This window comes from Xenorhabdus khoisanae, assembly GCF_001037465.1.
GTDB classification, from domain to species: domain Bacteria; phylum Pseudomonadota; class Gammaproteobacteria; order Enterobacterales; family Enterobacteriaceae; genus Xenorhabdus; species Xenorhabdus khoisanae.
On the sequence record NZ_LFCV01000080.1, the window covers coordinates 19788 to 32443 of the forward strand.

8 protein-coding genes are annotated in these 12656 nt (G+C 38.6%); 7 read left to right on the plus strand and 1 reads right to left on the minus strand.

All coding sequences use genetic code 11. The annotated features are described in order from the left end of the window. Nucleotides 1–2: 2 nt before the first annotated feature. From AB204_RS12680 to AB204_RS12715, 7 genes are all read left to right on the plus strand, one after another. Nucleotides 3–905: a ChaN family lipoprotein gene (locus tag AB204_RS12680; RefSeq protein WP_047963739.1), complete on the plus strand. Its 903-nt coding sequence runs from the start codon at nt 3–5 to the stop codon at nt 903–905. Nucleotides 906–1017: 112 nt separating this feature from the next. Beyond that, complete coding sequence (locus tag AB204_RS12685) at nt 1018–1821, plus strand: energy transducer TonB family protein (RefSeq protein ID WP_047963740.1); 804 nt, start codon at nt 1018–1020, stop codon at nt 1819–1821. A 162-nt stretch (nt 1822–1983) separates the two neighbouring features. After that, complete coding sequence (locus AB204_RS12690; protein WP_235428085.1) at nt 1984–4041, plus strand: S9 family peptidase; 2058 nt, start codon at nt 1984–1986, stop codon at nt 4039–4041. 129 nt (nt 4042–4170) lie between these two features. Beyond that, complete coding sequence (locus AB204_RS12695) at nt 4171–6450, plus strand: TonB-dependent receptor domain-containing protein (protein ID WP_047963741.1); 2280 nt, start codon at nt 4171–4173, stop codon at nt 6448–6450. 603 nt (nt 6451–7053) lie between these two features. Beyond that, nucleotides 7054–7941, plus strand: a complete 888-nt coding sequence (locus AB204_RS12705) for a LysR family transcriptional regulator (protein ID WP_047963743.1) — start codon at nt 7054–7056, stop codon at nt 7939–7941. A gap of 263 nt (nt 7942–8204) precedes the next feature. Beyond that, the gene (locus tag AB204_RS12710; RefSeq protein WP_339373301.1) at nt 8205–9350 is read left to right on the plus strand and encodes an MFS transporter; all 1146 of its coding nucleotides are present in this window, start codon (nt 8205–8207) and stop codon (nt 9348–9350) included. Between the two features lie 178 nt (nt 9351–9528). Continuing rightward, nucleotides 9529–10398, plus strand: a complete 870-nt coding sequence (locus AB204_RS12715) for a GNAT family N-acetyltransferase (RefSeq protein WP_047963745.1) — start codon at nt 9529–9531, stop codon at nt 10396–10398. A 154-nt stretch (nt 10399–10552) separates the two neighbouring features. Here AB204_RS12715 and AB204_RS20870 read toward each other — a convergent pair whose 3' ends face one another. Next, the gene (locus AB204_RS20870; protein WP_161796566.1) at nt 10553–12235 is read right to left on the minus strand and encodes a formyltransferase family protein; all 1683 of its coding nucleotides are present in this window, start codon (nt 12233–12235) and stop codon (nt 10553–10555) included. Nucleotides 12236–12656: the final 421 nt, after the last annotated feature.

Sequence of the window (12656 nt, forward strand, 5' to 3'; positions counted from 1 at the left end):
ATATGAAAACATCTGCCTGCATAAAATCGACTTTTCTGGCCTGTTCGTTATTACTTGGTGGTTGTGCCATTGCGCCAAATGATACTCAAAATACCTCTCAAGCGGCACTTCAAGTTCTTCCTGATGAGTTAATGCAATCCGGGGCAGTACTTGATATGAAAACAGGGAAGACCATAACTCCCGATGACCTGCTTGAACAACTGGCGAACTATCCTCGTGTCGTTGTTGGCGAAAAACATGATAATCCCTACCATCACCAGATCGAGTTATGGCTGGTGCAACAACTTGGAAAAAAACGTCCTCATGGTTCTGTCTTACTGGAGATGATTGATCCAAGCCAGCAAGAAAAGGTCAATAAAGTTAAAAGTTGGTTGCAAGGGAATCCGATTGTCAGGGGTGAGCGGGTCCAGACATTATTGGCATGGCATCAAGGCTGGCCATGGAAATGGTATGGTGACTTGGTGATGGCGCTGATGAGAGCACCTTACCCATTACTTGCGGCAAATCTGACTCGTAGTGAAATCGATCAGGCGTACAAAGATCACAGGGCTGGAGATAGAACTTCACTGGTTTCTGATGATGTTAAAAAGCGCATTGAAGAAACCATCAAAAATTCCCATGGTGGAAATATCGATGAGCAACATCTCTCTGCGATGAGCAAAATTCAACAAATGCGTGATCAGCGAATGGCAGAACAGTTGACCAAGGCACCATCACCAGCGCTGTTATTTGCGGGCGGATATCACGCGGTAAAAGCGATGGGTGTTCCTCAGCATATGAAAAAAATAGCGCCAAATGAAAAAGTGGCTGTGTTTGTGATTGCAGAACAAGGCGTTTCTTTGAACAACGATTATGCTGATTTTGTTTGGTTTACCCCAAAAGTGAGCGAAAAAGTAACCAAATAATGTTAAGTATCACAAGGATGTGAATAACTAATAAATAAAAATAGTTTTCATTTATATATTGAATTGATTATCATTCGTCTCCATTTATTATTGACATAATGTGCTATAAGAAATGTTGACGTATACCGCTTATCAAAATGCTCACACTGGTCACGTGACAAAATCCTTTCTCGCCGCGATCACACTCCATGCTTTGTTGGTAGGCTGGCTCGTCTACAAACCAAAGGACGTTGATATAGAAGAGCTGTTGCCTCCACCTGCGGTGATGGTGGAACTATCAACACAGACAGAAGCAATACATAAAATACAAAACCAGCCGATTGGCATTGAACAGCAGCTATCTGTTACCAGTAAGCAGCAGGAAAGCAAGGTTGATGAAGTAAATATGCCCAAGCTGGATGTAAACGAAAATGCTTTGCTTTTAGTCAATAAACAAAAGAAAAAGCAGAAAGAACAAGATGCGCCGAAAAAAACACAGCCTGTTAAACGAGTGAAAGCCAAAGAACAGGAGAGTGAAAAATCGCGCAGCACCGCAGCACCAACAACCAGTAGTGCAACGGCGAATAATGTCACCATTCGTACAGCAGCATCCTATGAAAGTAATTCTAATGCCATTGCCGATGCCAGAGCGGTTTGGCAGGCAGAAGTGACCGGGCATTTGAACCGCTACAAAAAATATCCAGAAGATGCCCAGCGAAGAAAGAGAACAGGGCGTCCAATGGTGAAATTTACCGTCAATCAGTTGGGAGCCGTGATTGACAGTGAGTTAACACGACGTTCAGGAACTCACTCTCTGGATAGAGAAGCAAGGATGGTATTGGAAAGGGCACAGCCTTTACCTGCACCACCTGACGTTATTTTAATCAATGGCAGGGTTACGGTTGAACTGCCAGTGGAGTTTTCTTTATCTCAATAAAAACGCAGGATTGATGGCATGTCACAGTATAAGACGGTATTTTCATCGAATACGAAAAGGCCAACCAAAAGAACAACACACAGTAAAAGAATCATGCTCGGTTTTTTTCTAGGTGGTAGTTTATTGAGTCATAGTTTTACCACTATCGCATTGGAGAAAAGTATGTTGCCACCTATGGCTGCAAAACAGCCACATAAGATGGAAGATCACGGAGATACCCGCGTCGATCATTATTATTGGCTGCGTGATGATGACCGTCAGGACAAAAATGTCATTGATTATTTAACGGCTGAAAATCAGTATACCGGGCAGATGCTGAAATCAGGTCAGGAACTGCGTGAAACTCTGTACAAAGAAATGACAGATCGAATGAATAAAGAAGATCAGTCAGTTCCTTATACCTATAACGGGTATGTTTATCGTACCGTTTATGAGGCAGGAAAAGATTTCCCAATCTATCAGCGCAAGCCCGTTGATGATTCAACCGATTGGCAGGTCATGGTTGATGGCAATGAGCGGGCAAAGGACCATAAATTTTATCAAATTGGTGGATTTGCGGTGACGTTGGATAACAAGCGCATTGCTGTGGCAGAAGATATCCAAGGTCGTCGTAACTATCAGGTTTCATTTAAAAATCTTGATGGTACTGACTGGCAGAACAATGTCATCGAAAACACGTCTGGCAATATTTTATGGGCAAATGATGGCGAGACATTATTTTATGTACGCAGAGATCCCCAAACGTTGCTGCCTTATCAGCTATTCCGCCATCATTATGGTACTGATACCCAGCAGGATAAAAAGGTCTATCAGGAAGACGATGATCGCTTCTATCTGTCGATTTCAGACAGTACTTCGCGTGACTATATTTTGATCTCGAGTGTCAGTTATTCGACTTCAGAGTATCGCTTGATTGATGCCAATAATCCGCAATCGGAACCGCAGGTTTTCTCTGCCCGTCAGGCGGGGCGTGAGTACGATCTCGACCATTTCCGTGGGCAATTTTATATTCGTTCCAACCATGAAAATCCATTGTTTGGCTTATATCGTACAGAGGCCAGCGATAAGCCGTGGGAAACGGTGATTGCACCACAAGAAAACACGGATCTGGAAAATTTTGAATTGTTCAATAACTGGCTGGTGGTACAGGAACGTACCAAAGGATTGGCATCAATCCGTCAGATTGATTGGAAAACGCAGCAGGAAAAACGCGTTTCATTTGATGATCCGGCCTATATGGCATCGATAAGTTATAACCCAGAGCCAGATACCCATTTATTGCGTTATAGCTATTCATCCATGACCACGCCAAGTTCGGTATTCCAGTGGAATATGCAGACGGGTGAGCGTGAATTGTTGAAGCAACAGGGAGTTAAAGGGTTCAACAAGGAAAACTATGAAAGCCAGCGTATTTGGGTAAAAGCCCGCGATGGCGTGGAAGTGCCTGTCTCTCTGGTATATCGTAAGTCCCTGTTCAAGAAAGGTGAAAACCCGATCCTGATTTATGGTTACGGTTCTTATGGTATCAGTATGGATCCTTATTTTAGTTCAGCATTGCTGAGTTTACTGGATCGTGGCTTTGTCTACGCTTTGGTGCATGTCCGTGGTGGCGGCGATTTGGGCAAGAACTGGTATTTACAGGGCAAGCTCGAAAACAAGATGAACAGTTTCCACGATTTTATTGATGCGACTAAGAAGCTGATCGCTGATGGTTACGGAGATAGCAAGCGGGTTTATGCAGAAGGTGGTAGCGCAGGTGGTTTATTAATGGGCACGGTTATTAACCAGGCACCAGAATTATACCGGGGCGTAATTGCAAAAGTGCCTTTTGTGGATTCTTTGACAACCATGCTTGATTCATCTATTCCATTGACAACAGGTGAATATGAAGAGTGGGGTAATCCAAATAATAAAGAAGATTACTTCCGTATTAAATCTTATAGCCCTTACGACAATATTAAACATCAGCGTTATCCTCATTTATTAGTGACAACAGGTTTACATGATTCCCAAGTGCAATATTGGGAACCGGCAAAATGGGTTGCGAAATTAAGAGAAATGAAACAAGGCGACAGTCTGGTATTGTTAGAAACTAATATGGATACCGGACATGGTGGAAAACCAGGGCGTTTTAATCGCCTGAATGATATTGCCTTTGATTATAGTTTTCTATTAATGTTAGATAACGCTAAAACATATTTTCCAGAATTAAAAAATTAGTAAAAAATATTTATAAATTCTGGCGCTGATAATTTTTATCAGTGCCAGAGATATTTTATACACAAACTTACGAATCAATGTAAGTAACAATAAATGTAAGCAGCAATAAATTTTTTTCTATTTAGGATAATGGTAATGAAAATTGTGGCAAAAATAGCTGGAGCCAGCGCAGTATTAATCGGGCTTCAAGGAATCGCTTATGCTGAAAATACGAATGACAATAAAAAAGAAAAAGTCATGCGGTTCAGCAGCCTTAAAGTATCAGGCGCTCAGGATAATAAGAGTTCCCCTCAAATTGAGGCAATGGAAAAACCGGGCGCTTATAGTTCTGTGGGAGAAGATAATAAATTGGAGTCCGTGGATAGCGTATTGCGCAGCTTACCGGGGACTTATACCCAGATGGATGCAAGTCAGGGGCAAGGGATAGTAAGTGTTAATATCCGCGGTTTAAATGGCTTCGGGCGCGTTAATATGATGGTGGATGGTGTTAGCCAGAGTTTTTATGGTTCTTCACCCAGTGAATTCTCGCATGGTTCACAGCCTTATAGCCAGTTTGGGGCATTAATTGATCCCAATTTTATTGTTCGTGTTGATATTGCCCGCGGGCAAGCTGATGACGCTGATTCCATCAATGCTTTAGTTGGGAGCGCCAATTTCCGTACTATCGGTGTCGACGATGTCGTATTCGACGGCAATAATCTGGGAGTCCGTACTAAATGGACATATGGCAACAATGGAGTCGGCCGAAGTGGTATGATGGCTGTTGCAGGAAAAACACAGGCATTTACTGACGAAGGCTCTTTGGGCGCCCTATTTGCTTTCAGTGGACACAATATTGAAGCTCATTATAGAAATGCTGATGGTATCAGTAGTGAGGAGTTTGGTACAAACAACACATTCAAGCAAAAACCAAATTCCCAATTGATGAAACTAAATATCAAACCCAATGATTTTCATGACTTGGAATTAAGTAGTCGTCTTTACCACAATAAATTTAACAGTCGTCATATTGATAATTATGACTATCAGTTGAAATATCACTATACGCCATTTACTGAATTGGTTGATACCAAAGTCATGCTCAGTACCAGCAAGGGTCAACAGAGTTTTCGAAATCATTCAGTGGGGGCATTGGGTAAGAGTGAAGCAAAAAGTAAAGCTGATTCTATCAATATCAGAAATACCAGCCGATTTAATCATGGTGACACTGATTTTGCATTCACCCTTGGCAGTAAATGGATGAGAACTGAATATCGTAAAAAAATAGATACAAGTTCGGAGGATGAAAAAACAGATGGAGAAATTCGGGAACACAATGCCTTTGCGCCAAGTGGTAAGCAAGATATTGCCAGTATTTATAGTAGATTAAAAATCGAACGTGGTATTTATGCCGCTGATCTGGGGTTAAATTATCAGGATTATAGTGTTAAAGGATTAAAACCAGCCTGTGAAGAACGTATAAATTGCTTTCCACAGGGAGAGGCAATATTAAACCTAAAAGAGCATGGGTTTAATCCAAGTATCTTATTATCAGCAGAAATCATCCCTGAATTTCAACCGTTTGTAAGCTATACGCACTCAATGCGAGCACCAAATATTCAGGAAATTTTTTATACCAATGAAAGTGGGGCTTCTATTAACCCATTCCTGAAAGGAGAAAAAGCGGAGACTTATCAAATCGGGTTTAATAGTTATCGCCCAAATTTAATCGTGGAAGGAGATTCATTCCGTCTTAAAGCGACTATGTTTCATACTAAAATCAAAGATTACATCCTCAATGAATCTTACCTGGTTTGTGCAGAAGGTAGAATTTGTAAAAATGATGGAACGTTGACAGATGAAGATTGGGCTGGTGTAAATCCTAACTTTAATATGTACATCTATAGTAATAGCCTGACACCGGTAACTATGCGTGGTTATGAACTTTCGATGAATTATGATGCTGGTATATTCTATAGCGTGTTAGCATATAGCCAGCAAAAAACACAGCAGCCAACTTCAATTTCGACAGTCATTTTTGGTGCAAGTCCTGCCTCTCAATTACCAGAGAGCTATGCTACTCTGGATATGGGAATACGCTTATTTGATGAAAAAATGCGTATTGGTGCTATTGCAAAATATACAGGGAAATCTTATCACCAAGATACTGTAATGGAAATAAGTGAAGACGGTAGTATGCCAACACAAATGAAAAAAGATGCTAAAGTACCGACTATTATTGATTTGTATACAGATTATCAAATTAATAAAAATGTTTTAGTTAAATTCTCCATTCAAAACTTAACTAATAGAAACTATTCTGATGCATTGAACCGTATGAATTCATCACCATTCCTAGCGGAGCAAGATTCTAAAACCCAAACCGCCCGCGGCAGAACCTACGTTATGGGCGCAGAAATCCGTTTCTAATAGATTTTAGATACCTATAAAAGAATAGCGGTGAATTTTCACCGCTATTTTTACAAGATTATTATTATCCTGTATTTAATACATCTCATTCAGTAAATAATATGGACGCCGACTCAATTCAAACTGGGAAATAAAATTTTCTGGCAACCTATTTATGATGCAGGTTACGACGACTTTGTAACGTTTGAACCAAAATAAATATCAGCCATACTAAGCACTGTTTAACAAGCCCTTGTGAGTATACAGAAAAGAATAAAAGTGAAACCATCATGTTTTCTTTATAGTTTATTCTTGAGACAGTATGCAATTGAGAATTGGAGATTTTCTGGCTTTTAAGGTACTTAAGGGGGATGCGTCAGCTTAAATCTGAATTATTAAAAATAAATAAAATTCAAACAGAAATATCTTATTTTTTTATTATCAATTCTTATAAGAAATTTTTCCATGATTACCATCTTGATTCCAAACTTCTATGGAGTTATAAGCAGGTATTACAGGCGGTTAAATTGGCTTATAATACCCAGTATAAAGGTGTGTATTAAATAAAATACGTTATAGTTCATAGCAAATGTGACAATTACGTCATTAGTAGGGAAAATAGCAATGGATAACATTGGCGTTCTCGAAATCTTCGTTCGTGTCAGTGAAGCACGAAATTTTACTGCAGTAGGTAACCAATTAGGCATATCATCTTCAGCTATCAGCAAAGCAATAAGCCGTCTGGAAGAAAGGTTACAGGTAAGACTTTTTCATCGTTCCACCCGTATAGTGACTTTAACACCGGAAGGAATTCTGTTTCTCAAACGCTGTCGACGCATTCTTGATGAAATAGAGGCAGCAAAAAATGAACTTTCTGAATCACAATCATTGCCATATGGAAAACTAAAAGTAAGTATACCGTCAATTGGTGTGCTATTTATGCCTCAATTTGTAAAATTCAGTCAGCAGTATCCTTCTATTGAATTAGAAATAGATACTACTGACAGTTTGGTTGATTTAATTGAAGAAGGGTTTGATGCTGTAATACGTATAGGAGAACTCACTGATTCACGATTAATGGCTCGTGTACTTGGTTCTTATAAAAGGATTCTGGTTGGTTCACCGGATTATTTCCTGAAAGCGGGCATTCCTGAAAAACCAGAAGACCTTATTAAACATACCTGCATAATGTATCGTTATAAAAGTACAGGAAAATTGGATATTTGGCCAACCAGTCAATATAGTCAAATATTACAGACGGAATGGCCTACAAGGATGGTGACTAACACACTTGAGCCATTAATTTCTTGCGCAGAAAATGGTCTTGGTATCGCATGTATTCCTGATTTAGCTGTTCGTACTCAACTAACCACAGGAAAACTTATCACTGTTTTAAATGATTTTAATCATGATATGACGACATGTAGAATACTTTGGCCTTCAGGAAAATATTTATCACCTAAGTTAAGAGTATTCATCGATTTTATGGTTGAAAATTTATTTAAAAATTAGGCAAATAAACAAAGTCTGAGTCGCCGGAGCAATAGCCCGACAGGTCGCTTTAGTCGTACTTAAGAGAGCTGATACTTCCTGTTTCCAACAACATATGTGACAAATATGTCATATATGTTGTTCACTATAGTCTATTTTTCTTCTTTATGTGAGTGTGCACCATGTCAAAGTCAGGCTCTGTTAGGGGCTGGAGCTACTCGACTTGAGGAATCTAATTGATGAATAAAACAACTGTATCTGCTCAACAAAAGGAAATTGGACGTTTGCCTATAGCAGCACTGCTTGCTTTGGCGATGGCAGCCTTTATCACGCTGCTGACCGAAATCATGCCTGCCGGATTGCTTTCTTCTATTGCAGAAGGCTTGGATGTGTCAGAAAGTCTGGCTGGTCAGTTTATCACTGCTTATGCTGTAGGAGCGTTGGTCGCTGCCATTCCGGTGACAGCCCTTACACAAGGCATGCGGCGACGTCCTTTATTATTGATAGCTATCTTCGGCTTTGCTGTTATTAATCTTATCACCGCGCTTTCCAATAACTATAATGTCTCACTGGTAGCTCGTTTCTTCGCCGGTGTTTTCGGTGGCATCGTCTGGTCACTGCTAGCTGGTTATGCGGTGCGTATGTCACCCTCTCATCTCAGCGGGAGAGCGATTGCAATATCTGGCGCGGGCGCGACCATCGCTCTGGTGCTCGGTGTGCCGCTCGGCTCGTTACTCGGCCGATTCATCGGTTGGCAAGGCGCTTTTGGATTGATGTCTGCTTTGGCACTGTTGCTCATCATATGGGTGATCGCCATCGTTCCAGATTTTCCTGGCCAAGCTAAGGAGCAGCGCCAGTCTCTTGTCGGCGTATTTATGAAAACAGGCATTCCTGCCGTATTATTTGTTGTCTTTACTTTCGTTATCGCTCACAACATTCTTTATATTTATATTGAGCCTTTCCTTGAATCTTCAGGGTTGTCCAAGAATGTGGATATTATTCTGCTTATCTTTGGACTTGGCTCGATAGTTGGCTTGTGGTTTGTCGGTATAATGGTTGATCGACGACTGCAATTCCTTGCCGTAGCGAGTATCGCGCTCTTTGCTTTTACTGCTCTGTTGCTCGGCCTTTGGGGTGATATTCCATCAATGGTCTATCTGTGTATAGCTGTCTGGGGCCTCGCCTTCGGCGGATTCGCTACTATCACTCAGACAGCTTTGGCTCGTTTCGCGGGTAATTCAGTTGATGTTGCACAATCCATTTATACGACAATCTGGAATACCGCAGTTGCTGGTGGCGGTATCATAGGTGGTATTTTGCTTGATCGAGCAGGTACAATATCCTTTGCATGGGTAGTGATTGTTCTCCTTATTATCTCTTTGTTGGGCACGATCTTTGCCATGAACAAGTCAATGTTACGTAAGGGCTAAAAGATACCATGTGAAGACCCTTCGTGGGTCTTCACAGATCCTGTGGCTTTGTGGTGTATGGCAGTACCCTCTTATTTGTGTTTAAAATTGCATTAGATGATGTTTTATAAACGGTTATAGCTAAAGATTCTCTCTATGATAAGGCTATAAAATATAGACTTTGTATCGGAGATACTTTATGAATACTGTTATAGAAAAATCTAAAGAAGAAATTCAGATAAAAATTGCCACATTGACTGAATGGCTGAATGTAATCGAAATGAGTCGTCAGGAAAAATGGGATCCAGGATTGGGAGATGGACATCTTTTTTTTAATGTCGATAATGAAGGTTTTTTTATCAGTTCCTTGCAAGGAAAGCCGGTTGCTTCTGTGGCTGCCGTGAATTTTAACGAAAATTATGCAAGTATCGGGCATTATATTGTTAAACCTGAATTTCGCGGTAAAGGTATCGGTCTTGCGCTCTGGAAGTTTGCTATTGAACATACTGGAGAACGCATTATTGCCTTAGATGCTGTGCCAGAGCAGAAAAAAAATTATGCTAAATGGGGATTTAAAACTTATTATCGTACATTTAGGATTCAAGGACGAGCATTAAGCTACAAGGTAAACACATCGAATATTAATATTGTTGACCAGAGTTCCATCCAATCAGTGATAGAGTTTGATGCAAGTATGACTGGATATTCCCGTGACAGGTTACTGGCTTCTTGGTTTTTTGGTAATAATCGCAAAGGATTTATTCTCTCAGATAATCAGAATATAAAGGGGTTGATCGGACTGCGTCAATCGAATGATGGGTATAGGATCGGGCCGTTTTACGCAAAGGATAAGGATCATATAAAGGATCTTTTTCTGACGGCTATTAGGGAAATACCAGAAAACGCTCTTGTGACGCTAGATGTTCCCGAATATGCACAAACAACTATTAATCTCTTAAATTCATTTGGATTCCGTACTCTTTTTCATACTCACAGGATGTATCGCGGAACACCTCGGGTAGATTATACGCAAGGAAATAATGCGCTGGCCTCACTTGAAATAGGTTAATATTTTATTTTTCACATATTTCAATTTATTCAGGGGGCAAGGGCATCGCTATGATCGATTTCTCTTGCCGTTCCTGCCTTAATTGACACACTCATCTGTTCATCGCTGATTCCAATTTTAAATTCAGGGCTGAAACATAAAACGTTAACACTCCCTAGTCGAATTCACCGTAAAATAATTCTCTCAAAGAGTTCGTGGGGTTAGATAAAAGAATTTTATCTATATTGATTATTTCATCTGCCATTTTTGTTAATTCAAGGCTGCTAAAAAACGATGAATTAGATACCCAACGAAAAACTCTTTTAGTTGGCTCTATTTGCATTGTCAAAAAAGAATTTGTTTTTCCACCTGACTCAGAACCTATTGGATTATCTTCAATGTTTTCATAATTGATAACATCAATTCCAAAAATGAATTTGGAATTTAAAAATTCCGATAATCTCAATTTAGGGTAACGGAATTTTATATCTTCAGTAAATGTTTTGTATTTATTTACTGAGGCATATTCAATTGATATGGAATTATATAAATCAAATGCAGTGCCGTTAAGGTTAATATAAAATTCAAAAGGAACAGAATCAGAAAAGAAAATAGAATAATTCAAATTTTTATTTTTAAATAAATTGGTCTTCCAAGCCAGATGGAAATGTTGAGTGTTATTAGACTTTGACAAATATACAGCTAATGCACCTAATATGTGAAGCAGCCTGTCTTCATTTTTGAATCCGATAATTTCATCATATAAACTCCACTTATAGTAGATGTCAAAAATACAATCTTGATAATGACACTCCTGATTTTCCAAAATAGTCCTTAGTGGTTTACTTGATTCGAGACGTTCAACCCAAAATGATTCATAAGAAACCAAATTTTCATGCTCCCGGGTTATATCGTCACAATCATACTCGCTAAGAGTAGGTAAAGTATCTCCTATATTTATATCAAGTTGATAAGCCAAAAAATCAGCTCCAAAATATTCTCCTTCCAATTGCATAAACTCGACTTTAATATCTGTGGTTGCAGTTGTTATCACCAAAAAATCTTGTGAGATATCAACCAAAATACCAGATTTCTCATGTGAGGTGTTAGAAAGTATTTCAAGATTTTTAACTATGACAACAGTGCTCATTAAATAAAATTTTGGCATACATAGTGGATTTGGATAATGTTCGCCAAAATATAAGCCTCGCACCAGAGCTGACAATTCCTCAGCTGTTTTTTTCCATTGCAAACAAGCCAATGAATATGGCCTTTTTTGACTTGAAAAAAAATTCCTTTCAGACAAATCTTGTTTTGTATATTCTATATTTTCACTCTTAATAAGAAATATTAATTTTTTAAACCCTTCAAATGCGGCATGATGACATTTTATATTTAATGAGAAAGCAGTATCTAAAGGGGTTATATCTACATTTTTTTGTACAGCTATATCTCCAACATCTACCTTGAAAATAACTCTATGCCAATTAATTGAATATTTCTTCTCTAGTGAAAAAATAGCCCATGAGGTAGCATGATACCCAGTGTATTTAGGCAATGGTGCATCATGATAATTAAACGAACCTAACTTAATGTTGTTTAATAACCTAGAGTTAAAAATAAGAGGATATGATATAGAAAATAACCATTCAATCGAATTATCACAAACGAACAACTCTAATTCACTAATAGAATTCAGATATTTTACTTCCTCTTTTTTAGACCATGAAGTAAAAACTGAGTCTAAAGAGAGAATTGCATCAATATAGATGCCTGAGTCAATTAGAAATTGACAGCACCTAATAGCTAAAGCGCCTTGTCCAATAACCACGCAATGATAATTTTTACGTAATTTCATAATGTTCATCATCTTATTCAGTGACATTTTTTCATGTGATTTGTTTTCAATTTTAATTTGTTTTAAAAAATATATTTAATTCGGGTGGTTAGTGTTTTCATCTCTGTTAATAGATTTGTAATTCCTAATTCTGTTTTAATTATTTTTTCAAGGGATTGTTTGGTATTATGGAGTGCATTGATTTACACCTTGTTAAAATGAAATAACTTTATAATTTTACATCTTTTTTAAGATGCAGGCTTTAAATCATATTATTTAGCTTATGAAAAATAGTTTATATGGTTATATCCTGCATCTTCAGTTTTAAAAATTTACTGATTAGTTAAGATATGAAATTAAAATATCCTGATTCTGAATAATCTTTACCTACTTGTTTGAATCTTTCATTAGGGAAATTATATCCTGTCTCTTATACACATCT

What these genes read in the sequence shown, in the direction of transcription:
- AB204_RS12680 (WP_047963739.1), top strand. Translation starts at nt 3, where the DNA reads ATGAAAACATCTGCCTGCATAAAATCGACTTTTCTGGCCTGTTCGTTA.
- AB204_RS12685 (WP_047963740.1), top strand. Translation starts at nt 1,018, where the DNA reads ATGTTGACGTATACCGCTTATCAAAATGCTCACACTGGTCACGTGACA.
- AB204_RS12690 (WP_235428085.1), top strand. Translation starts at nt 1,984, where the DNA reads ATGTTGCCACCTATGGCTGCAAAACAGCCACATAAGATGGAAGATCAC.
- AB204_RS12695 (WP_047963741.1), top strand. Translation starts at nt 4,171, where the DNA reads ATGGTAATGAAAATTGTGGCAAAAATAGCTGGAGCCAGCGCAGTATTA.
- AB204_RS12705 (WP_047963743.1), top strand. Translation starts at nt 7,054, where the DNA reads ATGGATAACATTGGCGTTCTCGAAATCTTCGTTCGTGTCAGTGAAGCA.
- AB204_RS12715 (WP_047963745.1), top strand. Translation starts at nt 9,529, where the DNA reads ATGAATACTGTTATAGAAAAATCTAAAGAAGAAATTCAGATAAAAATT.
- AB204_RS20870 (WP_161796566.1), bottom strand. Translation starts at nt 12,235, where the DNA reads ATGAAATTACGTAAAAATTATCATTGCGTGGTTATTGGACAAGGCGCT.